Source organism: Agrobacterium sp. 10T429 (assembly GCF_056393925.1).
The window spans coordinates 288,754-312,690 of sequence record NZ_JBFTGV010000007.1; the positions used below are offsets into that span (position 1 = coordinate 288,754).

21 protein-coding genes and 1 pseudogene are annotated in these 23,937 nt (G+C 59.2%); 6 read left to right on the forward strand and 16 right to left on the reverse strand.

Annotated elements, in window-relative coordinates:
* Nucleotides 1-292: 292 nt before the first annotated feature.
* The 5 genes from AC1DCP_RS17730 to AC1DCP_RS17750 all read right to left on the reverse strand — a co-directional run bounded on the left by AC1DCP_RS17730 (nt 293) and on the right by AC1DCP_RS17750 (nt 6,476).
* Entirely contained in the window at nt 293-2,296 is a 2,004-nt protein-coding gene (locus tag AC1DCP_RS17730) for an aldo/keto reductase (RefSeq protein WP_476774508.1), read from the reverse strand.
* Nucleotides 2,297-2,333: 37 nt separating this feature from the next.
* Nucleotides 2,334-3,419: an ABC transporter ATP-binding protein gene (locus tag AC1DCP_RS17735; RefSeq protein WP_003517934.1), complete on the reverse strand. Its 1,086-nt coding sequence runs from the start codon at nt 3,417-3,419 to the stop codon at nt 2,334-2,336.
* Nucleotides 3,420-3,432: 13 nt separating this feature from the next.
* Nucleotides 3,433-4,269, reverse strand: coding sequence for a carbohydrate ABC transporter permease (locus AC1DCP_RS17740; protein WP_003517937.1), 837 nt, complete (start codon nt 4,267-4,269; stop codon nt 3,433-3,435).
* Entirely contained in the window at nt 4,266-5,126 is an 861-nt protein-coding gene (locus AC1DCP_RS17745) for a carbohydrate ABC transporter permease (RefSeq protein ID WP_113157994.1), read from the reverse strand. Before AC1DCP_RS17745 ends, AC1DCP_RS17740 begins: the two co-directional genes overlap by 4 nt.
* 78 nt (nt 5,127-5,204) lie before the next feature.
* Nucleotides 5,205-6,476, reverse strand: a complete 1,272-nt coding sequence (locus tag AC1DCP_RS17750) for an ABC transporter substrate-binding protein (RefSeq protein ID WP_421418203.1) — start codon at nt 6,474-6,476, stop codon at nt 5,205-5,207.
* Between the two features lie 93 nt (nt 6,477-6,569).
* On the opposite strand from AC1DCP_RS17750, the gene AC1DCP_RS17755 reads away from it, so the two are divergent.
* Nucleotides 6,570-7,460: a helix-turn-helix domain-containing protein gene (locus AC1DCP_RS17755; RefSeq protein WP_013761428.1), complete on the forward strand. Its 891-nt coding sequence runs from the start codon at nt 6,570-6,572 to the stop codon at nt 7,458-7,460.
* On the opposite strand, the gene AC1DCP_RS17760 is transcribed toward AC1DCP_RS17755, so the two are convergent.
* Nucleotides 7,457-8,311 (reverse strand): AraC family transcriptional regulator, encoded by an 855-nt coding sequence (locus AC1DCP_RS17760; RefSeq protein ID WP_019566482.1) that lies wholly within the window; start codon nt 8,309-8,311, stop codon nt 7,457-7,459. The two genes, AC1DCP_RS17755 and AC1DCP_RS17760, sit on opposite strands and share 4 nt — an antisense overlap.
* A 123-nt stretch (nt 8,312-8,434) precedes the next feature.
* Between AC1DCP_RS17760 and AC1DCP_RS17765 the strand changes: the two genes are divergently transcribed.
* Both AC1DCP_RS17765 and AC1DCP_RS17770 read left to right on the forward strand, forming a co-directional pair.
* A complete protein-coding gene (locus AC1DCP_RS17765; protein WP_003517947.1) occupies nt 8,435-9,631 on the forward strand; it encodes an MFS transporter in 1,197 nt (398 codons plus the stop codon).
* Between the two features lie 88 nt (nt 9,632-9,719).
* Nucleotides 9,720-10,616: a LysR substrate-binding domain-containing protein gene (locus AC1DCP_RS17770; protein ID WP_112192323.1), complete on the forward strand. Its 897-nt coding sequence runs from the start codon at nt 9,720-9,722 to the stop codon at nt 10,614-10,616.
* A gap of 24 nt (nt 10,617-10,640) precedes the next feature.
* Here AC1DCP_RS17770 and AC1DCP_RS17775 read toward each other — a convergent pair whose 3' ends face one another.
* The 10 genes from AC1DCP_RS17775 to AC1DCP_RS17820 all read right to left on the reverse strand — a co-directional run bounded on the left by AC1DCP_RS17775 (nt 10,641) and on the right by AC1DCP_RS17820 (nt 21,002).
* Nucleotides 10,641-11,921, reverse strand: a complete 1,281-nt coding sequence (locus tag AC1DCP_RS17775) for a TRAP transporter large permease (protein ID WP_003517952.1) — start codon at nt 11,919-11,921, stop codon at nt 10,641-10,643.
* A gap of 3 nt (nt 11,922-11,924) precedes the next feature.
* A complete protein-coding gene (locus AC1DCP_RS17780; protein ID WP_003517954.1) occupies nt 11,925-12,476 on the reverse strand; it encodes a TRAP transporter small permease in 552 nt (183 codons plus the stop codon).
* Between the two features lie 141 nt (nt 12,477-12,617).
* Nucleotides 12,618-13,613, reverse strand: coding sequence for a DctP family TRAP transporter solute-binding subunit (locus AC1DCP_RS17785; RefSeq protein ID WP_060642674.1), 996 nt, complete (start codon nt 13,611-13,613; stop codon nt 12,618-12,620).
* A gap of 21 nt (nt 13,614-13,634) precedes the next feature.
* A complete protein-coding gene (locus AC1DCP_RS17790; protein ID WP_421387092.1) occupies nt 13,635-14,537 on the reverse strand; it encodes an NAD(P)-dependent oxidoreductase in 903 nt (300 codons plus the stop codon).
* Nucleotides 14,538-14,549: 12 nt separating this feature from the next.
* On the reverse strand, nt 14,550-14,852 hold the full coding sequence (locus AC1DCP_RS17795; protein ID WP_003517960.1) for a putative quinol monooxygenase: 303 nt from the start codon (nt 14,850-14,852) through the stop codon (nt 14,550-14,552).
* A 17-nt stretch (nt 14,853-14,869) separates the two neighbouring features.
* On the reverse strand, nt 14,870-16,228 hold the full coding sequence (locus AC1DCP_RS17800; protein ID WP_003517962.1) for an NAD(P)H-dependent oxidoreductase: 1,359 nt from the start codon (nt 16,226-16,228) through the stop codon (nt 14,870-14,872).
* A 262-nt stretch (nt 16,229-16,490) separates the two neighbouring features.
* The gene (locus AC1DCP_RS17805; RefSeq protein WP_019566487.1) at nt 16,491-17,504 is read right to left on the reverse strand and encodes a LacI family DNA-binding transcriptional regulator; all 1,014 of its coding nucleotides are present in this window, start codon (nt 17,502-17,504) and stop codon (nt 16,491-16,493) included.
* Between the two features lie 116 nt (nt 17,505-17,620).
* The gene (locus AC1DCP_RS17810; RefSeq protein WP_065705505.1) at nt 17,621-18,631 is read right to left on the reverse strand and encodes a D-altritol 5-dehydrogenase; all 1,011 of its coding nucleotides are present in this window, start codon (nt 18,629-18,631) and stop codon (nt 17,621-17,623) included.
* Nucleotides 18,632-18,647: 16 nt separating this feature from the next.
* Nucleotides 18,648-19,418, reverse strand: a complete 771-nt coding sequence (locus AC1DCP_RS17815) for a galactitol 2-dehydrogenase (RefSeq protein ID WP_476774509.1) — start codon at nt 19,416-19,418, stop codon at nt 18,648-18,650.
* A gap of 270 nt (nt 19,419-19,688) precedes the next feature.
* Nucleotides 19,689-21,002, reverse strand: a complete 1,314-nt coding sequence (locus AC1DCP_RS17820) for an ABC transporter substrate-binding protein (RefSeq protein WP_013761438.1) — start codon at nt 21,000-21,002, stop codon at nt 19,689-19,691.
* A gap of 311 nt (nt 21,003-21,313) precedes the next feature.
* Between AC1DCP_RS17820 and AC1DCP_RS17825 the strand changes: the two genes are divergently transcribed.
* From AC1DCP_RS17825 to AC1DCP_RS17835, 3 genes and pseudogenes are all read left to right on the forward strand, one after another.
* Nucleotides 21,314-22,321: a tagatose kinase gene (locus AC1DCP_RS17825; RefSeq protein ID WP_161986949.1), complete on the forward strand. Its 1,008-nt coding sequence runs from the start codon at nt 21,314-21,316 to the stop codon at nt 22,319-22,321.
* The gene (locus tag AC1DCP_RS17830) at nt 22,318-23,595 is read left to right on the forward strand and encodes a D-tagatose-bisphosphate aldolase, class II, non-catalytic subunit (RefSeq protein ID WP_035199362.1); all 1,278 of its coding nucleotides are present in this window, start codon (nt 22,318-22,320) and stop codon (nt 23,593-23,595) included. Before AC1DCP_RS17825 ends, AC1DCP_RS17830 begins: the two co-directional genes overlap by 4 nt.
* A gap of 71 nt (nt 23,596-23,666) precedes the next feature.
* Nucleotides 23,667-23,937 (forward strand): annotated as a pseudogene (locus AC1DCP_RS17835) (sugar ABC transporter permease); the annotation flags it as partial.

Below are 23,937 nucleotides of genomic sequence, written 5' to 3' on the forward strand. Positions count from 1 at the left end.
TTCCGATTTATCAGCGGCTGCTGAGAGAAAGAAGCAGGAAAACAAGATAAGGTAGGAGGTTGGGGATAGTCCTCCTATAAAACAGTGCTTTAGCACCACCACAGCATCCGCATTCCGTCACCCTGACGGGATACGGGGTCCAGCACGGTCAATTCCTTGATTGCAAAAGGCTCCGGCCACGGCGCTGACACACCGTGGCTGGATGCCGGGTCAAGCCCGGCGTGACGCAGGAGAGGTAGCCGACTTTATCATCCATCCGGAGACCGCGGAAAACCCGCCGCCTGGTGTCGCGTCACGCCTCCAGCCACTTAACCTGCTCGGCCGTCAGCTTGATATCCAGCGAAGAAAGGCTGTCCTCCAGTTCGGCAATGGTGCGCGGCCCGATCAGCGGAATGACCGGGAAAGGCTGGGCGAGGACATAAGCGAGCGCGATGTGGATTGGATGGCGGCCGAGTTTCCGGGCAAGCTCGATGGCCCGGTCGCGGCGGTCGAAGTTGCGGTCGGAATACCAGACGCGGACGATTTCCTCGTCATCTAGCTTGTCCCGCCCCGCCCGGTCGGTGAAGAAGCCGCGCCCCTGGCTCGACCAGGCGAAATTCGGGATCTGGCGGGATTGGAGCCATGCCTTCCACTCATCATCCGATGCCGCCACACACCCCGCCCAGATGGGATCGAGCATTTCGGCAAGCGAGAAATTGTTGGAAAGTGCGCCCGGCGCCTGTTTGCCGTTCTCTTGCGCATAGGCGGTGGCCTCGTCCATACGCTCGCGCGTCCAGTTCGATCCGCCAAAAATGCCCCGAATGCGACCACGCCGAACTTCGGCATCCATCGCATCGACAAATTCGCCGACCGGCACGTCGGGATTGTCACGATGCATGAAATAGACATCGACATAATCCGTCTTCAGACGCTCCAGCGACTGGTTGAGCTGCTTGGCGATCATGTCCGGATAGCAGAGGGGCGAATGCGCGCCTTTGCCGATCAGCACGATTTCTTCGCGCGGCACGTTGCGGCTGGTGTGCCAGTCACCGAATATGGCTTCCGTCTTGCCGCCGCCATAGACATAAGCCGTATCGAACAGATTGCCGCCCGCCTCATAAAAGGCATCGAGCGTCAGGGACGCGGAGGCGAAATTGGGGAAGAACTCGAAACCGAGCGCAACCACCGAAGCGGGTTTGGTGAGGCCGGGTATCTGCCGCTTCGGAACCGCATTGCCTGCCACGACCTTGCCACCGGCAATATTCGTGATGCGAGAGGTTGCTTTTTCGACGCTGTATTCCAGGCCAACGGCGGCACGCCACTGGTCCATGACACGTAGATTGCCGAGACTGTCGGCCCAGCCCATGCCGGGCGCGCCGAATTCCTGCTTGCCCTGCCTTATCGCCTCACCTGCCGCATCGACTTCGAAGGAATAGAGCCAACGGTCTTCCGGCAATTCGATGGTTTCGACCTTGTCGCCCCTGAAAATATCGATCCGGCCGGTGCCACCCTTGTGGCCGGCGGCGAACCAGAAATCCTTGACTTCGATACGGCCTTCCGAACCGATGATGCGCAGCACATTGTCCTGGCCTGCCATGATCGAGCAGGAGACTTCGGCAACGATACCGTTCGAAAATTTCAGAACGGCCGAAGCCCATTCATCGACGCCCGACTGGCCGAGATGGGCCGCACCTACAATCTTTTCGGGTTCAGCAAAGGGTTTTCCATCGACTGCACCGGCAATCAGCCGCACCATGGATACGGGATAACCGCCGACATCGAGAATGCCGCCGCCTGCCGTCTCATTGGAAAACAGACGATGATCGGCACGGAAAGACCCCATGTTGAAACCGAAACTGGAGCGGATGATGCGGATATCGCCAACGGCGCGGTTCCTGATCAACTCTACCAGTTTTGCCGTCTGCGGATGCAGGCGGTACATATAGGCCTCGCCCGCAAAGACATCAGCTTTTTTCGCTTCGTGGAAAATGGCGTCGGCGTCATAGGCGGAAAGCGCGATGGGCTTTTCCACCAGCACGTTTTTGCCCGCACGGATCGCCTTGATCGCCCATTCCGCATGGCCGGTATGGGGCGTGGCGATATAGACGGCGTCGATATGGGGATCGGAAAGCAGCGCATCGTAACCGTGGATGATGCGCGCGCCGGGAAAGGCGTCAGCAAGGCCGGGCTTGTCCGGATTGCGGGTGGCGATAGCCTCGAGCTTACCCGTGCGGGAATGGGCAATGCCGTCCGCAAAGGTCTTGGCGATGGTGCCCGGGCCGATAATGCCCCAGCGGATCGGTTGGTCGGTCGTCATGAAATCCTCGTCTTGACTTGCGTGCTTGGGAAAGGGTTCAGCGCAGGCGATTGCCCTGACTGTCGAAAAGAAATGCCTTGCGGGCGGAAAGACCGACCGTCAGCCGGTCACGATTGGCGACGTCTCGCGATTCCGGCCGCTCGATGACGAGTTGCTCACCGCCTTCCGTACGGGCATAGACATAGCTGGTATTGCCGAGGTGCTCGGCGACATCGACGTGGACGGTGAGATCGGCATCGCCCTGCCCGATATCGGCAAAATGTTCGGGTCGGATGCCGAGCGAAACCTTGCTTCCCTCATCGAGCCGGTCCTTGATCGGCAGGGTCAGCCGCACGGCAGGATCGCTGTCGAGCGACAGCGTAACGCTTTGTCCACCTGTACCGATGACGGTCGCCTCCAGAAAATTCATCTTCGGCGAACCGACGAAACCGGCAACGAAACGGTTGGCGGGGTCGTCATAAAGATCGAGCGGGGCACCGACCTGTTCGATATTTCCCGCCCTCAAAACCACGATCTTGTCGGCCAGCGTCATCGCCTCGGTCTGGTCGTGGGTGACATAGATCATCGTGGTGCCAAGCTGCTTGTGCAGCCGCGAGATTTCCACCCGCATCTGCACCCGAAGTTCCGCATCGAGGTTCGACAAGGGCTCGTCGAACAGAAAGACCTGCGGTTCGCGCACGATGGCGCGGCCGATGGCGACACGCTGCCGCTGCCCGCCGGAAAGCTGCTTTGGCCGGCGTTCCATCAACTCATTGATCTGCAGGATTTCGGCGGCGCGGCTGACACGCTTTTCCGTGTCGGCCCTGGGATTACCGTTCATCCTCAGGCCGAAGGACAGGTTTTCGGCAACCGTCATGTGCGGATAAAGCGCATAGGATTGAAACACCATGGCGATGCCGCGATCGGCCGGATCGGCATCGTTGACCGTTCTGCCGCCGATACTGATATCGCCGTCCGATATATCCTCCAGCCCCGCGATCATACGCAGAAGCGTTGATTTGCCACAGCCGGACGGGCCGACGAAGACCACGAACTCGCCATCGGCAATATCGAGATCTGCACCATGGATGACTTTCAGCGCACCGTAGCGCTTGACGACATTCTTGAGCGAAAGTTCCGCCATGCGGTCTCTCCCCTTACTTGACTGCCCCGGCGGAAATGCCGGCGATGAAGTGGCGCTGCAAAGCCACGAAAACGATGAGAATGGGTGCGGTGAGCAGAACTGCACCGGCCATGATGCCGCCCCATGACACTTTGGTGAGCCCGATGAGGGTGCCAAGTGCCACGGGTGCGGTCATCATTTCCGGACGGGAGTTGATCAGCAGCGGCCAGAGATAATTATTCCAGGAAGCGAGGAAGAGGATGATGGACAGCGCCGCCATGGTGGGGCGCGCCAATGGCAGGGCAATGCGCAGGAATATCTGCCATTCCTTGACGCCCTCGACCCTTGCGGCATCGAAAAGCTCCGTTGGCATCATGGAAAAGGATTGCCGCATGAACAGCACGCCGAGCGAGTTAAACAGTGGCGGCACGATAAGTGCCACCCAGGTGTTGGCGAGCTTGAATTCGCGCGCCACCATGATGAATTGGGGAATGACGACAACTGCAAAAGGCAAGGTGATGGTGCCGAGAATGATGGCGATCACCACCGAGCGTCCGGCAAAACGATAGCGCGCCAGCGCCCAGCCCGCCATGGAGGTCAGAAACACCGAGAGAACCGTATAGATGACCGCAACGGTGATCGATATGAACATCGCCCGCAGGAAGTTGGTATCCGCCTGAAGGTTTTTGAAGTTCTCGATGAAATTGGTGGACGGGACGAGCACGATGTCGGGGCTGAAAATGCCAAAATCAGGCATTGTCGAGAACACGAACATCATCCACAGCGGAAATAGCCAGATGAGGGCAAGCGGCGTCAGCGTCGCATGCAGCGCGATCTTCTGCCAGAGAAGCGATCTGGATTTCGATCTCATTTCGGCTCCCTCCCGACCCAGAGATTAAGAAGCGAAATGGCGATGGCGAGCGCCGCCATGGTGTAGGCGATGGCCGAGGCGTAGCCGAAATTGAGCGAAGTGAAGCCCTGCCGGTAAAGGAACAACCCCAGCGTTTCCGTACCGCCGCCCGGCCCACCCCTGTTGGTGATGAGGAAAGGCTCGGCAAAAAGCTGCATGGTGCCGATGACGGACAGGACCACGCAGAAAAGGATGATGGGTTTCAAAAGCGGCAGTGTGATGTGGAAGAACTGCTGCCGCTTGTTCACCTTGTCCAGTGTCGCCGCCTCATAGACATCGCTGGGGATGGATTGCAGGCCGGCCAGAATGATGATGGCGTTATACCCCGCCCAGCGCCATGTGACGGCGATGATGACCAGCGCCATGGCCGCATTGGCATTGTCGAACCACGAGATGGGCGAAAGGCCAACGGAAGTGATGAGCTTGTTGATGATGCCGAAATCGGCACTGAACATCAGCCGGAAAACTGCCGCATAAGCGACTTCTCCGACGACGACGGGTGCGAAGAAGGCAAAACGGTAAAGCGGGCGTACCTTCAACAGTGGCGAGTTCAGAAGTACCGCCATGACGGTCGCAAGCGCGATCATGACAGGCACCTGAATGACCAGAATGATCAGCGTATTGTAGAGCGCGTTATAAAACGCCGGATCGGAGACCAGCCTCCCCCAGTTCATGGAGGGCGCAAACCGCCAGGGATTGATGCGGGTGTTCTGAAACGACAGCATGAACGAGCTAACTATCGGCCAGATCCAGAACGTCGCGAAAATCAGAAGATAGGGCGCAAGGAACGCATAAGCGATCCTGTTCCTTGACGGCATGACGACCTCCAGATGCGATGGTTGGAAAGCTTGGAGAGGCCGGTCCTGCTAAACCGCAAGGCCGGCCATCCGAGAGCTTCATTCCGCGACCGGCAGCCCCGTGGCCGTTTCGATCTGCTTTGCGGCATCGTCGAGAGCTGCTTTCGCATCGGTATAACCACCCGCGAAATATTTGGTCTGCGTCGCCTTGTAGATCGCATCTGCATCCGACTGGAACGCGGTGCCACGGCTGGGCACGATTTTCGGCAGGGTCGCCAGAATATCGGTCCAGACCGCCTGCCCACCCCAATAGGGCTGCTTTTCCTTGACGAAAGGATCATCGATGGCGGAGAGAAGCGAGGGAACGAGGCCGAAGGACTTCAGCATCGTCACCTGCCCCTCATTGGTGGTCAGCGCGTAGTCGATGTACTTCCAGGCGGCTTCCTTGTGCTTGGACGCCGAACTTATCGCCAGCGAAGAGCCACCGAGATTGGCTGCATGCGGACCGTCGGGCGTAAGGCTCGGCATCATATAGACACCCCACTTGCCCGAAAGATCGGGAGAGCCGGAGCGAACCGTGCCTTCATACCAGGCGCCATACATCTGGCTCGCGGCCTTGCCGGCAGTATTGGCCTGAATCTTCTCATCCCAGATCGCAGCCGTGATGATACCGGCATCCTTCATCTGCTTGATCTTTTCAAGCGTCGCGGCACAGGCAGGTTTGTTGATGGTGATGTTCTGGCCGTCGGTCGAAAAGTAACCGCATCCCTGCTCGTTGGCGATCATGCGGAACCACTCGCTGTCGCCGTTGAAATCGGCCTGCGCCATCACGGTGCCGGGATTGGCGGCCATGACCTTCTTGCCAGCCGCGATGAAATCATCCCAGCTTTTGATGGTGGCCGGATCGACAGCGGCCTTTTCGTAGAAATCGCGCCGGTAAAAAACGGCCACCGGACCCGAATCCCAAGGCACCGCATAAGCTACGCCATCGACCTCCAGTTCCGTGCGCTTAAAGTCAGGAAAAAGCGCCTGTTTTTCAGGCGTATAGCCAAGTGCAGTCAAATCCGTGAAACAATCCGGGAACCGGCTCCAGAACAGTTCCGCCTCGAAATTTTCGACCGTTACAATATCCGGGAGGCCGTCGCCACCCGCTGCGCAAGCCGCCAGCGTCTTGTCGAAAACCTGATCGTTTCCAAGGTCTTCAACAACAATCTTGATGTCAGGATTTTGCTTGTTGAACCCTTCGACAGTGGATTTAAGCGCCGATGCGGCGACATTCCAGCTCCAGATGGTTAAGGTCTCGGATTGCGCCATTACCGGTGCCGCAAGGAGCACCAGAGCCGTCGACGCGCCAAGAAATTTAAAGCACATTGAAAACCTCCCTTTTTTCAATTGCCGTTCTTTAGCGAACATGGGCACATTACCGGCGGCAGGAAATCTGTCTCGTACAAAGGGAACATCGATTTGGCGGAAAGTAAGATTGCCGAAAGAGCCTTCTACCAGCCGGGTGCAAGCAGCATCGAAGGCATGCCGACCACGCTCCAGCTTTTTTACAACCACCCGCCCATCATGCTCAGGCCGCACTGGCATGCGCAGGTGGAGGTGAACTATGTGATGTCGGGATCCGTACATTACCGGATGGGCGACCACGACCTTTCGCTCGATGCCGGCCAGATGTGCATTTTCTGGGGCGGCCAGCCGCACCAGATGGACCGTTCCTCCGATGATTCGATTTATGCGGGCGCGCATCTGCCGCTCGTCCATTTTTTCCGCATGCGGCTGCCGGCTGCGGTTTCCAGCCTGCTGATGGGCGGCGCAACGATGGTGAGTGCGCAGACGGACCGGGCCGACGAGGAAAATTTCGGCCGCTGGTTCCGTTACGTCACGTCGGGTGATCCGGCCAAGGCGCAGCACGCGGTGGAGGAATTGCTGCTGCGGGTGGAGCGCATGTTCCTCGAGCCCTATACCGTCATATCCTCCGCCGTCAGCGGCAAACGGGAAGAGAACGACGAGAGCATGGCGCCCTCAATCGGCGTGGTGCGCATGTGCGATTTCATTGCCGCCAATTTTCTAGACGACATCGACGCGACCGAAATTGCCCGCGCCGCCTCGCTTCATCCGAAATACGCGATGAACCTGTTTCGCAAATCCACCGGCATGACGCTGATCAAATATCTGACCTTGCTCAGGCTTTCCCGCGCCCAGGCGATGCTGATGAACGGCAAGGACAATATTCTGCAGATTGCCATGGAAAGCGGCTTCGGCTCCGTCAGCGCCTTCAACAAGGCGTTTCGTCAGATCGCCGGCATGTCGCCTTCCGATTTCCGCCGCGATATGCGCGCGACGGCGGCTTAATTTTCCGCCTCTTCAAAATCGGAGTAGCCGGCACTGCGCTGGCCTGCCGCCTTACGATAGGCGCGGGGCGAATTGCCGAGCATTCGCCGGAACATGGTGGTGAAAGCCGGAATATTTTCATAACCGGCATCCAGCGCCACATTGGTCACCGCCTCGCCCGCGGCAAGCCTAGGCAGAGACGCAAAAATGCAGGCCTGCTGACGCCAGGTGACAAAACTCACCCCCAACTCTTTACGAAATAACCGCGTAAAGGAGCGCCGGCTCATGCCCATGGCGGCGGCCCAGTCATCGATTTCCACTCTGGCCACAGGCTTTTTCAGGAACTCGCGGCAAAGACCGGCAAGACGCTGATTATCGGGAAAGGGTAATCCCAGCGGGCGTTCAGGCAGACGATTTACCTCATCAAGCAGAAGCGCCCGCACCAGTCCCTGCCGGTGAAAAGCGGCAGGTTGCAACTCCTCGCCCAGCAATTCCGAAATCAGGCTGGAGGCAAGGGCGGTAATTTCCACCACCCTTGGCGCCCCGGCTTGAAACAGATCGGGGTGAACGTAGATCGAATGCATCTCCACTGTTGAGATGATCTCGGCCTCGTGTTTCAGCCCGGCTGGAATGATAAGCCCGTGACCGGGCGGTATCATCCAGCGCCCTGCGGCGGTGCTGACCAGCACGACGCCCTGGCGTGCGCACCATATCTGCACCCGGCCATGGCTGTGGACAGGGGTATGGTGTCCTGTCGGATAGGCACGGTGAAGCGCCAGCACCGGCTCGTTGGTGCCGTCGATCAATTTCAGGCTGCGCTCATGGTCGTCATCCGCCAGACGGGCGGGTTTTAGCGATTTGATTTTTGCCATTTGGCCCATTCACAAAGAAACTCGTCCAGAACACGAAAGCAGGCCAGAAACAATATGAATAAAAGCGGGAAGAAATAAAGACACGTTTCCCGTCTCTCGCGGGGAATCTGGAGAGGATACATCATGGCCACCGTCACCAGCACCGGGTTCAGCCCGCAACGCACGGCGTTTTCAATCATTGCAGCAGCCAGCTTCTGCCACATGCTCAACGACATCATGCAATCGCTACTGACGTCGCTTTATCCGCTGCTGAAGGCCAATTATGCGCTCGACTTCATGCAGATTGGGCTGCTCACCTTCGCCTTTCAGGTCACGGCATCGCTGTTGCAGCCGGTCGTCGGCATGGTGACCGATCGCTGGCCCATGCCTTTCTCCCTGCCAGTCGCCATGCTCTCCACCTGTGCCGGCCTCATCACGCTCGCATTCGCTCACAGCTTCGAGGTGCTCGTGATCGGCGCCTGCCTGATCGGTGTCGGCTCGGCGATCTTCCATCCGGAGGCGTCCCGCGTTGCCCGTCTGGCATCTGGTGGTCGCCACGGTCTGGCACAGTCCTTCTTCCAGGTTGGTGGCAATACAGGCACGGCCATCGGCCCGCTGCTGGCCGCCTTCATCGTCATCCCGTTCGGTCAAGCCAGCCTCAGCTGGTTCTCACTGATCGCGCTGATGGGCTTTGCCGTCTTGTCCTGGGTCGGCGTCTGGTATACCCGCCACCGCCGCGCGAATGTCGGCAAGGCTCCGGCCAGCCGCGCACTTCCGCTGGCACGCGGCACCGTGATGATGACGCTTGCCGTGCTGGTGGTTTTGACCGCCACCAAGAACGCCTATCTCGCCAGCCTTTCCAGCTATTTCACCTTCTACACCATCGAGAAGTTCGGGCTGGGCGTGCAGGATGCGCAGGTTCTGCTGTTCCTCTTCCTTGGCGCTTCTGCGGCGGGCGTTTTCTTCGGTGGTCCGATCGGCGACCGCTTCGGCTCGCGCGTCGTCATCTGGTTCTCGATCCTCGGCGTCATTCCCTTCGCGCTGATGCTGCCCTATGCGAACCTGTTCTGGACGACCGTTCTCGTCGTCGTCATCGGCTTCGTCTTCTCTTCCGCCTTCTCGGCAATCGTCGTGTTCGCGCAGGAACTGGTACCCGGGCGCGTTGGTCTCATCGCCGGCATGTTCTTCGGTTTCGCCTTTGGCTTCGGTGGCATCGGAGCCGCGGTTCTCGGGATCTATGCGGATAAGGAAGGCATCGAGTTCGTCTATCGCATCTGCTCCTACCTGCCGCTGCTCGGCCTGTTGACCGTGCTTTTGCCAAAGTTGCCGAGCCACCGGTAAAGACCCTACGCTCTCAAGCGTTTCGTCACGGCAGTCACCTGTGATAATCACGGTGACTGCCGTAATTCGTTGAGCGAAGACCAGCCACATGCAGATACCGATAAAATCGATCCTCGTCTTTCATGCTGCGGCAAGGGCGGGCAGCATTTCGCGGGCGGCGGAAGAGCTGAGCGTTACGCCTTCAGCCGTTTCCCAGCAGATCCAGTTGCTTGAAGGCCAGCTTGGCACGACGCTGATGGCGCGGACCGGCCGCAAGGTGACGCTGACGGAGGCGGGCGAGCGGTACTTCTCGATGATCACTGCACAGATCGAGCAGATCACCGATGCCACCGAAAGTATTCGCGGCTTCCGCTCGGTGACCACGCTGACAATCAGGGCAACCCCGACCATTTCCAACAAATGGCTGCTGCCGCGTCTCGGCTCCTTTCTGGAGGAGCATCCCGAACTGGAAGTGCGCCTTGACGGCACCAACGAGCCGACCGATTTTTCGCAGGAGCTTGTCGACATAGAGCTGCGCCATGGCGATGGCCGCTGGCCGGGCCTGTTTGTGGAAGGACTCGTGGAGGAGGAGTTCCTGCCGGTCTGTTCACCGGACATGCCCGGTGCCGGTACATTCCTGCCCGAAGATTTGCAGAACCAACGGCTTATCCACTCGGTCAAGGCGCAGGCGCAATGGAACCACTGGTTCCCGCTTTCCGGCGTGACGGCTGAAAAGCGCTGGCGTCGCGTTCTGTTCGATCGCAGCCACATGGCCATAGACGCCGCCGTTCTGGGCATCGGCGTGGCGCTGGAAAGCACGTTGATGATGGAGCAGGAACTGCAACGCGGAATGCTGATCCCGGCCGTGGCCGATGCGCCCCGCATCAAGCTCGTCACGCAATGGATCGTTTGCCCGCATTCCCACCTGCGTCAGAGAAAAGTGACGCTGTTTCTGGAGTGGATGCGAAAACAACGCGACGAGTGGCGTGCCCGTCGCGTTGTCTGATGCTTCAGGCTCCCTGTTTCAGTCTCAATAAAGACCCATCAACCGTATCGGCCCGAGCGTCAGCACCGGGAAAAGCACGAGTGCGAATATGGCGAGTGTCAGCACCGTCATTGGCGCCAGCGAACCACGAATGACGTCCTCGATCTTCATGTTCGCCACCTGTGCTGCCGCGAACAGGCAGACCCCGACCGGCGGCGTCACAAGGCCGAGTGTCAGCGTCATGACAGTCACGATCAGGAAGTGGATCGGATCGATGCCCAGCGCCTCCACCGGCGGCATCAGCACCGGAATGAGGATGAACATGGCAGGGATAGCCTCCATGAAGATGCCGATGATCAGCAGGAAAACGAAGATCACCAGCATGCCCGACATCGGCCCAAGGTTCATCGCCTTCAAAAGCTCGGCCACCTGTTCCGGCAGGCCGTCGAAGGTGAAGACCCAGGCGGCAAGCTGCGAGGTGGCGGCGATGAACAGGATGGTGCCGGAAATGCGGGCCGTGGAGATCAGTATTTCCGGCAATTCGCGAACCGGCAGCGTGCGGTAGACCAGCACACCCAATACGGCCACATAAACAACCGCGATGGCCGCGGCTTCCGTCGGCGTGAACAGGCCGCTGGCGATACCGATGATGAGGATCAGCGGCGTGAGCATCGGCAGGATGGCGCGAAGGCCGGTGACGATAACCAGACGGAAATTGAAGGGCGTCGGCGGATTGTAGCCGTAATGCACCGAATAGAAGTGGTTAAAGACAAGAAAAGCGAAGGCGATGAAGAGGCCAGGCACCAGACCCGCAATGAGCAGCGTGCCGATCGACACATTGGCGATGGAACCGGCAATCACGATCAGGATCGACGGCGGGATGATGGAGGAGAGCGTGGAGGTGCAGAGCGTCATGCCGACGGCATAACCCTTTGGAAATCCGTGTCGCTCCATGGCCTTGATTTCGATTGCGCCCACAGAGGCGATATCGGCGACCGAGGAGCCGGAGACGCCGGAAAAGATGACCGACGAAATGACGTTGACGTGGCCAAGTCCACCGGGAAGCCAGCCGACCATCGCCTCGGCGAAATCGAAGATGCGCTCCGCCACACGCCCGCGCTCCATCACCGTACCGACCAGAATAAAGAGTGGCACGGCGACGAGAAGGAAAGAGTTCATCGACGAGAACATCGTCTGGGACAGAAGGTCCATGGGCATGGAGGTGAAGAGCCACAGCGTGCCGACACTGGCGAGCGCCAAAGCGATGGCGAGCGGCACACCCAGCATGCTGAGACCGAAAAAGGCGATGAGAAGAAAGACCGACATGGCTCAATGTCCTGCTGAAATAGAGATATCGGCGTGGGCGATCTCGTCCGCGGGGATACCGATCTCGGGGAGCGCGATCAGGTCCCGCCTGCTGCGCAGCGATTCGATGATGGCCAGCACGGCGATGACGGCCGAGACAGGCAGAACCATGCCGATGGTCCACATGGGGATGGGCAAGGTCGCGGCGGTCTCGTTCATCATGATCTGCTGGCGCACCAAGGTGAAGCCCGTCCAGCCCATCATGCCGAAGAAGAACACCGAAGAACCGACATAGATCGGCACCGCCAACCGCCTGAACAGGCGGTGGAACAGCACCAGAAACACCACGACCCGCGCGCTTTCAACAGTGCGGAAACCGGCGGCAAGGCCAAGGAACACCATCCAGATGAAGAGAAAGCGCGTCGCCTCCTCGGTCCAGGGGAGCGGGCTGCCGATGAGGCGGCCAATGACCTGGAGAAGAACGACGACAAGAATACCGAAACAGGCCGCCCCGGCGGCGACATCAGCGATGACCTTGACGATGGTGCCGAGCACCGACGGTTTCGTATCGCGCATGACAATACCCTTCCACTGCTGAAACCGGATATCCGGTAAAACGAATGCCACCCTGCCGCTACGGCAAGGCAACCCTTGCTGACGATGGGAGCGGCCGGGTTGCTAATCGGTGCAAGCCCGACCCTCCTTTCACTGGCGGCGTCAGTTCGTCTTGAGGAAAGCCTGCGTCTTGTCGAAAAACGCCTGATCTTTCACGAGGGCGGAGAATTTTGCCGAAAGACCAGTCGCGACAGCCACGAAAGCCTTGCGCTCGTCGTCGGTCAGCGTGTTGACCTCCATGCCGTTCTTCTTCAGCGTTGCGAGCGACTTGTCGATATCGGCAGCATCGTTCTCGGCTTTCCACAGCTCGGTTTCCGTGGCCGCGTCCCTCAACGCCGTTTTGAAGCCTTCGTCGAGGCCTTCGAAACGGGCCGGGTTCATACCCAGCACCCAGGCGTCAGCGATGTGGTTGCTGATCGTCAGGTATTTCTGCACTTCATAAAGCTTGGCGCTGACAGGCACGTTGACCGGATTTTCCTGCCCGTCGACGACTTTCAGCTGGAGCGCGTTATAGACTTCCGCAAAGGCCATCGGCGTCGGGGCAGCACCCATGGCGCCGAAGAATTCGACCCAGAGCGGATTGTTCGGCACACGCAGCTTCATGCCCTTGAGATCGGCAGGCGATTTGATCGGCGCCTTGGAGTTGGTGATCTGGCGCAACGGCCGAGACCAGAGATCGAGCCCGAGAATGCCGATCTTGCTCAGATCGCCGGAAAGCTCCTTGCCAAGATCGCTGTCGAGATAGACCCGCAACTGGTCGATATCGCGGAACTGATAGGGAATGGCGATGGCCGTGAATTTCGGATTGAACGTTGCGTAAAGCGATGTCGAGTTCAAGAGCATGTCGAGCGAACCGCCGGCCAGCTGCTTGACGCCCGCCGAAGGATCGCCGCCATAAAGCGTGCCGTTCGGAAACACCTTGATCTTGAGCTTGCCGTCGGTCTTCTTCGAAACAATCTCGGCGAACTTGTTGGCCGCGAGCGTGATTTCCGACGTATCGGAATCCGGCGTCGAAAGCGTGAGCGTTTCCGCCTGCGCGATCGATGCAACAAGCATGGTGGCGGCAAGAGCCAGCCCGTAAAGTTTTGAAATTTTCATGTGTTCCTCCCGTTGTTGTCTCTAAACAGTTTCGAGCGTTCCTCCGAACGCATTCATGCGTTTAACTTCAAGGATCACACCGCTGTGATCAAGCTCGCCCGCGCCATGCTCGACCATGGAGCGGAACAGCCGGTCAACCTCCTCGCCGACCGGTAATGTCAGGCCACGGCTCTTGGCGAAAGCCAGCGCCGTGGACGTATCCTTCAGCTGATATTTCGCCGGCCCGCCGGGGCGGAAATCGCCTTCCACCATGCGTTTGCCGTGCTGGCGGAAGACGGTGGACTCGGCAAAACCGCCAAGCAAAGCCTGGCGCACCTGCGCCGGGTCGGCTCCCCCCGCTTCAACCAGGGTCAAAGCTTCCGCTACGGCACAGATCGTCGAGGCGACGATCAGCTGGTTGGCCAGCTTGGCCAATGAACCGCAGCCCACCGCACCGACATGGGTGACGCGGCCGAGGCAATTGAGGAGTGGCCGCAATGCGTCCACATCCCGCTGCTTACCGCCGGCCATGATGGCGAGCGTTCCCTCAGTCGCCCCTTTTTCGCCGCCGGAAACCGGTGCGTCGACATAAGCGACGCCATGAGCCTTTGCCGCCTCCGCCTGTTCCCGTGCGCTGTCGACCGGAATCGAACTCATCACCAGCAGAAATGCACCAGGCTTCATGGTGGAAACGACACCCGAGGCGCCGAGCAGAACCTCGTCGCAGACCGGCCCGGAACTCAGCATACAGAGCACGACATCGGCTTCGGCTACAGCTTCGGCAGCCGTGGCCGTCGGCTGCACGCCCTTTGCCGCCAGAACCGTAGCTTTTTCAGCACTGCGGTTCCAGGCCTTGACAGAAAAACCGGCCTCCGCCAGACGCGCCGCCATGGGTGCACCCATGATGCCCGTTCCGATGACAGCGATTTCGCGGATGTCCTGCATTTTTTCCACCCTTCAAAGCCATTGCCGGTTGAGGAAACGAACCGGCAACTCTTCTTCGATGAGGGCGGGAAACGCCTCGCGAAACCGGTCGAGATGGGGTGTTTTCAGATGGTCGTCGAAAGCTTCGCGGCTGTCATAGACCTCATAGAACACCACGTTGTTTCCGGATTCCGGCCGCACCACATCGAATTGCCGGCAACCCGGTTCATCCTGAACCGAATGGGTGGCATCATCTTGCGCTGCGTTAAGAAAGGCATCCATCGCGTCAGGCTTGACCCGGAATTCCGCGATTACCACGAAAGCTCCATTTGGCATGTCCCGTTCTCCGTCCATCACGCCGCAGCGTCTTTTTGCGGACGGAACTGGTTTTCCATGTCCTGGCGAAGCTTCACCACATCCAGGTCGCTCACCAGTTCCACATCATCGAAGCTGACGATCTGATCCTTCTTGATGGCGCGCTTCAGCTTGACATTATGGGCAAGGCCGATCGGCAGCGCCTTGATGTCGAGGCTGCGGGTGGCAGGGATGGCATTGGCCCAAACCGCGTAACCGCCCTCGCCATCAAGCATTTCGCCGGGCTGCATGTCCTTCTTTGCCGTCGCGACCGCATCGCCGCGGAACTCCTTCGAGCAACCGGTGGCCTCATTGCGCAGTACGGCCGAAAGCACGCTTATCGAAGTTTCGAGACCGATGATGTGGAACGGACGCCACATAGAGGCGTACCAGCCCGAAGGATCGGTCAGCAGTCCATATTGCTTGAAGCAGGCGCGGGCATATTCGTTATGCGCCTTGAAGGTGACGAAAACGCCGTAACGGATGTTATTAAACACCTCGCGACCATCCGGCTCCTGGCTTGCGGCAATATCCACGAGACCGGAACGCGACATGCGGCCGCCATCGGCAGCAGGGCGAAAGACGCGGGCGAGATCATGCAGGCCTGCGGGCGGGAAGGCCAGACCGTCATCCGGGCAATCCAGCCCCGTGCCGTTTGCGACCGCCGCCATTTCGATGGCCGCCTTGGTGCCGTCGGTAAATGAATTGTACATTTTCGGATTGAAGTCGCCCTTGGCCACTTCCTCGTCAGTCCAGCCGAAGTAGCTCCAGACCGTATCAGGCGTCGAATACCGGTAACGCGGCTCGAAATTCATCCCCTTGCCGGCGGAAACGACCTCGAAGCCGGTGGCGCGTGCCCAATCGACCAATTCGCAGATCAGGGCCGGCTGGTCACCGTAAGCCATGGAGTAGATAAGGCCCTTGGCCCTCGCCTTTTCGGCCAGGATCGGCCCGACCATCACATCGGCTTCCACATTGACCATGACGACATGTTTGTTGTGGTCGATGGCTCCGAGCGCATGGCGCGCGCCAGCCAGCGGATGGCCGGTCGCCTCGATCACGCATTCAATCTCGCCGCAGGCGAACAGTTCGTTCACATCGTCAGTCACATAGGTCTTGCCGCTCTTCAGCGCATCGGCGCAGCTCGTCGCGTCATAACGCTCCTTCGGCCAGCCGACGCGGTCAAACGATTCCCGCGCCTTGCCGACATTGAGATCAGCGACGGCGACCATGTGGAAACCGGCGATGCGCTGCGCCTGCGCCAGAACCATGGAACCGAACTTGCCGGCACCGATGAGACCCACCCTGACGGGCTTGCCACCGGCTGCGCGCTGCGACAGAAGAGAATAGAGATTCATGTTTTGACATCCTTCGCTGGGGAAATTGCTGGCGAGAGTGCCCAGTCAGCCCGGCGAAGGCCATGCGATACCGAGGCTACGAAGGGTTAACCCTCGCGGCACCGAAGACATGACGTTTCTGCGTTCCTCCCGGATCCCGGCACACACTTGCGCCGGCTCCCGCGGTCGCCTCCCAAAGCAACCCTGGGAACAGAGTAGGAGCGTTCAAATATTAGTTCTATTTAGAAAAACAGATTTTTCTTTTAATTTTTCTAACAAACTATCAAGCCGATTTGCGCAGCATCAGATCGGCACTGAGGAGAATGCGCTCGCGCATCCGTGTCGTGTCATCCGCCTCCTCGTTCAACTTCTGCAGCAGAAGTTCGATCGATAGCCTGCCGATCTCGTTGTAATTTTGCGCCACCGTAGTAATCGGCGGGCAGGCATAACGCGAAAGCGGATGATCGTCATGGCCGGCTACCCTGAGATCGTAATCCGTGCCATGGCCGACCCTGATGCCCTTCTGGAAGGCGGCGGCGATGACGCCGAAGGCGATACGGTCATTGGCGCATAAAATAGTGCGGGAGGGCAAATGCCCTGCCCCATCCAGTAACCGGGTCGCTTCATCAAAGGCGAAACGCTCGAAATCCCAGGTTACGGTGCCGGGAACACCGATGACATGCGGCTCGAAACCAAGACGCTGCATCGCCTCCTCATAGGCCGTGCGGCGCGTTGCGGCGTTGGTATTGACCTGCGGCATGTCGAAGAAACAGGGCGGCTCGCCCGAACGGCAGAGATAATCCACCATCAGCCCGACGCTCTGGCGGTTGTCGGTGCCGACGAAGGCCGAGGTTTCGTCGAGTGGAGAATCGACATAGACGATCGGTATGCTGGCCGCCAGCTGCTCTAGCGTGGCGCGATGGGACTTGACGCCGAGCGGAGCGATGATGGCGCCCGCGACATTCATCGACTTGAAGGTGCGGATGGCCCGATCCTCGATTTCCGCCTTGCCGTCGGACGACAGCACGAAGGCAAGGAACCCCGCCTCGTTGGCGATGAGTTCGATACGGCTCGTCAGCGCCATGTAGAACGGGTCGGTTGAGTTGGGAATGATGATGCCGATGATATTGGAGCGGCGGCGGTTGAGGTTGACGGCGAAGATATTCGGTCGGAAGCCCGACTTCTTCAGCGCATCCTCGATGGCATCCCGCGTCTTCTTGCGGACCGAGGCCGGATCATTGAAGTATTTCGAAACAGTCGGGCGGGAAAGGCCGACGAATTCCGAGAACTCTTCCATCGTCCTGATAGATTTGGCCAAAGTGCTTGCCCCCATGAAATATTACATGTGGTACTCTATATCGACCGGCCTTCGCACGAAAAGCCGGTCGAATACGGTTATCAACGGCCAAACGATCATTCGGCTGCAAATTGCACTTTCATCGTGGCCGGATCGGACGGCTTTTTCATAAAGAACGGCAGCATATCCGAAAGCGGCAGCCGGTGCGACACCAGCCGCGCCATGACATCGCCATCCGTTTCCAGAATGGCAAGCGCCTGCGGTATGTTGCGGTTCAGCGAATGTGAGCCGACAAGCTTCAGCTGCCGCCGGAAGATTTCGAAAGGCGCAACCGAGATACGGGCATCCGGCGCGCAGACACCGAAAAACAGCGCCGTGCCGCCATCCGCGACCAGCGGGATCATTGCTTCCGCAACAGCTGCGATGCCGGTCGCATCCGCCACGAAATCGAACGCCTTCTGTTGCCGCAGCAGCGCCTCAGACCCGGAAACCGCCGTCTGAAGTCCAAGACTTTCAGCGAAGTCCAGCCTGCTTTCGTTGATGTCAGCAATCGTCACCGTCGCGATGCCGCGTGATTTCAGCGACAGGGCGAGCAGCAGGCCGATGGGGCCGGCGCCAAAAACAAGCGCATTGCCCGGCACCGACCCACTCTCGCCAATACCCGCGCTCTGCATGCCGTTGACGACGCAGGCGAGCGGTTCGGCAAGTGCTGCCACGTGATAGGGCATGGAACCTATGCCATGCAGTTGGTCGGCGCGCACCACGCTGAATTCCGCAAAACCGCCATTGTGGGAAACGCCATAGGCCTTCAGCGTGCTGCAAAGGTTGGTAAGCCCTTTCCTGCAACTGGGGCAGGTGCCGCAGGGCAGATTGGGATCGACGACAACCCTGTCGCCGACCTTGATGCCTGTGACGTCTGCCGCCACCGCCGCGACTTCACCGGCATATTCATGGCCGGGAATGACGGGAAAGGCACCGTCACCGTAACGCGCATGCAGCACGTCGATATCGGTATGGCACAGCCCCGAAGCCTTGACCCGGACAAGGGCATGCCCCGGTGGCAGATCGGCGACGGGCACGTCCGTAAGCACGGCACGTCCCTTCTCGACGAATTGAATCGCATGCATGGTCATCTCCGGCTTTTCAGCTCATCCAGTTGCCGCCGTCGACATTATATGTCTGGGCGAGAATATAGTCGCTGTCGGAAGAGGCGAGGAAAACTGCAAGGCCCTTGATGTCATCAGGAGTGGCGAAACGGCCGATCGGCACGGATTTGGCCACCGCCGCCTTCTTCTCACCCGGCTTCAAGCCTTCCCATTTGGCGAAATGCGCATCGACCACTTCCCAATGCTCGCCATCCACGACACCCGGCGCAATCGCATTGACGTTGATGCCGTGTTTGACGAGCGCCAGCGCCGCCGACTGCGTGGCGGAAATGATCGCCGCTTTGGAAGCGCAATAAAGCGTGACGAGCGCCTCGCCCCGCCGACCGGCCTGGCTCGCCATATTGATGATCTTGCCGCCGCGCGCGCGCGCGATCATGACATTGGAGACGGCCTTCATCATGAAAAGCGGCCCCTTGAGATTGATGTCGAAAACCCGCTCATAGCTCTCTTCGGTAATGCCGTTGATCGGCGCCATATCGAAGATCGCGGCATTGTTGACGAGAATATCGATGCCGCCGAATTCCTCATCGACCGCCTTTACAACCGCATCGATCTGACCAAGGTCAGTCACGTCCAGCCGGATGGCCATGGCGGATGGGCCGATAGCGGCTGCAGAAGCGGTTGCCCTGGCAATATCGATATCGGCGATGATGACCTTTGCACCCTCATCGGCGAAAGCCTGTGCAAAACCAAGGCCGATGCCGCGGGCGGCGCCGGTAATCAGCGCGACCTTGTTCTTCAATCTCATGTCGATCTCCGTGATGCATGGCGGGTAATGGATGAACTCGGCCATGCGCGTTTGTGTTAGATGCGATTTTCTCACTCCCCTCATTCCTGTGCTTGTCACAGGAATCCAGCTGACGCGCGTCTGCGTGGCGAGAGAGTCCTTTTCAGCCCAAGGACTTGGGCTGACTGGATTTCTGTGACAAGCACAGGAATGAGGGCGGCGGGTGCGCCAGCCCCACCCATGCCGCCCGCCGCCAAAGTGACGAACGGGCGGCACGCCGGGAGGACGCGGCTACTTGATGTAGCCCGCGCGGGTCATATCACGCTCGACCTGTTTCTGGGCGCCTTCGAGCGCCGTATCGACGGTCTGCTGGCCGGAGAGTGCTGCCGCAATCTGCTGGCCGACAACCGTGCCGATCGACTGGAATTCCGGTATGGCGACGAACTGCACGCCGGTATAGGGAACCGGATCCTTTGTCGGCTTCGACGGATCGGCGGACATGATGGCTTTCAGCACCGTATCCGCAAAGGGTGCGGCTTTCTTGTATTCTGGCAGCTCATAGGTGGATTTGCGCGTACCGGGCGGCACGGCGACCCAGCCTTCGCTTTCGCCGACCGTCTTCACATAGTTCTTCGAGGTCGCCCATTTAACGAATGACTTGGCGGTTTCGAGCTTCTTCGTTGTGTTCGGAATTGCAAGGTTCCATGACCACGACCAGCTCGATCCGTTCGGCGTTGCCTCTACCGGAGCACGGGTGAAAGCGGTCTTGTCGGCAACCTGGCTCTGTTTGGGATCGTAGATACGTCCCGCAGCCGAGGTGGCGTCGATCCACATCGCGCAATGGCCGGATGCGAACAGCGTCTGGTTCTCGTTAAAGCCGTTGGTCGCCGCACCGGGCGGGCCGTAGGAGGTCATCAGCGCAACATAATCCGAGATCGCCTTTTTCCACGGCTCGCTCGTCAGCTGCGGCTTCCAGTCCATGTCGAACCAGCGTCCACCATAGGTATTGATCATGGTACCGAGGAAAGCCATGTTCTCGCCCCAGCCCGGCTTGCCGCGCAGGCAAATGCCATATTGCTGTTTCGACTTGTCCGTCAGCTTGGCCGCGAAGTCCTTGATCTGGTCGTAGCTCGGATTATCAGGCATTTTCAGGCCGGCCGCGTCGAACAGGTCCTTGCGGTAAAGGGTGAACGAGCTTTCGGTATAAAACGGCACCGCGTAAAGCTTGCCGTCCACCGTCAGGCCCTTTTTGATCGGATCGAGCAGATCGGCGTAATCGTAATCGTCGCCGAGATCATCGACCGGAGCCAGCCAGCCCTGCTTGCCCCAGATCGGCGCTTCGTAACCGCCGATGGTCATGATGTCGAACTGGCCGCCATTGGTGGCGATATCGGTGGTGACGCGTTCGCGCAGAACATTCTCCTCCAGCACGATCCAGTTGATCTTGTTTCCTGTTTCCTTCTCCCAGGCGCTGGAAAGCTTCTGCATGATGATCATGTCGCCATTGTTGACGGTGGCGATGTTGATTTCTTCCGCCTGCGCAAGTCCGGCCAAAAGGCCCGCTCCAACCACAGACGACGACAGAATTCCAATGAATTTGCTCATGAGACCCGCTCCTCCTTTACGGATGTCCACGCATAACAATACATGCGTAAATTTTTATCTCGCAAAATCGCGCCATTTGTCAACATCCAAAAATAAACTGTGACGTGAGCACTCTTGGATATATTGCTATAACTCGCTGTTTTAAATTCGATAATGTCATCAAAAATAATTACATGATCCGCTTTACTTGCTGCATCGCAACAAAAACATCATCAAAAAATATCTTGACGCGCGTAAATTTTAGCTGATATCCGGAAAATAACAGAGCCGGGACGCCGGGGATTTGTACCCACCGGAAAGGTGGGAGCCGAATGTATATGGAGGAGATGATGAGGCAGGTATCCGCACTTGCGCCGCACGCGAAAGGCCCGACCATTACGGCGGGTGAAATCCTCGTGGAAATCATGGCGACGACAGTGGGCGACGGCTTTCTCGAGCCGCAAACGCTGATCGGCCCCTTTCCAAGCGGCGCGCCCGCCATTTTCATCGATCAGGTCGCGCGTTGCGGCGGCAGCGCCGGCATTATCGCGGCGGTTGGCGATGACGATTTCGGCCGCCTCAACATCGAGCGGCTGCGCCGTGACGGCGTGGACATATCGGCCATCGCCACCATTGCGGACCGGCCGACCGGCAGCGCTTTTGTCCGCTACAGGGAAAACGGCGCACGGGATTTCGTTTTCAACATCGCCCATTCGGCAGCGCGCGAAACGCACATGACTGATAAGGCGCAGGCTCTCATCGAACAGGCGGGCCATGTGCACGTCATGGGATCGGCATTTGCGATTGCCGGTATCGGCGAGATCATTCTCGAGGCGATCAAAAGCGTCAAGGCGCGCGGCGGCTCGGTGTCTTTCGATCCGAACATCCGCAAGGAACTGGTGCAGGGTAACGAGGGCCGCAAGCTGATCGACGATCTCCTTGATGTCACCGACCTTCTGCTGCCTTCCGGCGAAGAACTTCAAGCTGCCTCCGGTCTGGATGACGAGGACGCAGCGATAGAAAAGCTCCTCGCCTCCGGTATCGGCGAGATCGTGCTGAAGCGCGGCGCGCAAGGCGCCAGCCACTTCAGCCGCGCCTATGGCCGCATCGACGCCCCCGGACTGACGGTCTCGGAAATTGATCCGACCGGCGCCGGCGACTGTTTCGGCGCAACTTACCTCACCTGCCGCCGCCTCGGCATGCATCCCGAAAGAGCGCTCGCCTATGCCAATGCATCCGGCGCGCACAACGTCATAAAGCGCGGCCCCATGGAGGGCGCTGCCAGCCTTGCCGAACTTGACGCCTTCATGACCGCGCTATTGTCGGAGGAAGTCCTATGACCGCCATTCTGGAAAACCTCGCCGCCGCGCGCCGTGCCGGCAAGCCCGCAGGCATCACTTCGGTCTGCTCTGCCCACCCCGTTGTCCTGCGCGCCGCAATCCGCCGCGCCGCTGCCGGTCAAACAGCCGTGCTGATCGAGGCCACCTGCAACCAGGTCAATCATCTCGGCGGTTATACCGGCATGACGCCGCGCGACTTCGTTACCTTCGTCAACAGCATTGCGCAGGAAGAAGGACTGCCCGGCGAGCTCCTGATTTTCGGCGGCGATCATCTCGGTCCCAATCCCTGGCGCAAGGAGAAAGCCGAGGACGCGCTGACAAAAGCAGCCACCATGGTCGAAGCCTATGTCACAGCCGGTTTTCGCAAGATTCATCTGGATGCGTCGATGGGCTGCGCCGGTGAGCCGGCCGCACTGGATGACGTGACCATTGCCAATCGTGCGGCAAAACTCGCGGCTGTCGCCGAAAAGGCAGCCGTGGAGGCGGGCCTGCCAAAACCGCTTTACATTCTCGGCACCGAAGTGCCGGTGCCGGGCGGCGCCGATCACGTGCTCGACACGGTGGCGCCCACCGAGCCGCAGGCGGCGCGCACGACCATTGACCTGCACCGTGAGATATTCGCGCAGCACGGTCTTTCCGATGCGTTCGAACGGGTCATTGCCTTTGTCGTGCAGCCCGGCGTGGAATTCGGCAGCGACAATGTCGTCGCTTACAATCCGGATGCGGCCACGGCGCTCAGCGCCGTACTGGACGGCGAACCGCAACTGGTCTTTGAGGCGCACTCGACGGATTATCAAACGAGAGCAGCGCTTGGCGCCCTTGTGCGCGATGGATATCCGATCCTGAAAGTCGGTCCGGGGCTGACCTTCGCTTACCGCGAAGCACTCTACGCTCTCGATATGATCGCATCCGAGATGGTCGGCGGCTATGGCGACCGGCCGCTGGCGCGGACCATGGAACAGCTGATGCTCGGCGCGCCCGGCGACTGGCAGGGTCACTACCATGGTGATGACATCACGCTCAGATTGCAGCGTCACTACAGCTACAGCGACCGCATTCGCTATTACTGGACAAGGCCCGAGGCGCTCGCAGCCGTTTCCGCCTTGCATAAGGCGCTTGACGGGAAGACAATTCCCGAAACCCTGCTGCGCCAATACCTCGGCGAGCTGCCGCTCGCCACGGTTGCAGGCAAGGATATGGAGGAGGTTCTGATCGCCGCGGTGGATCAGGTGCTAGCAACCTACCATGCGGCGACGGGCGAAGGTCGCTGCTAAGACAATCGTCAAGTTAAATTCGGATGCCCCGGCGGAGACGTTGCGGGTATCGGTCATGGAGGGGACTACCAATGGCAACACGAAACACGAGCGGTCTGGCGCGGGTTATGCTTGCGCCTTCGGTGCTGCTTTTGCTGGTGTGGATGATCGTGCCCCTGGCGATGACGCTGTGGTTTTCGTTCCAGAACTACAATCTGCTCAACCCGGCCAATGTCAGCTTCGCGGGCCTGTTCAATTACCAGTATTTCTATACCGATCCGGCCTTCTTCCAGTCGATCTTCAACACGCTTGCCATCGTCGGCGGCGTGCTTCTGATCACTGTCATCGGCGGTATTGCGATTG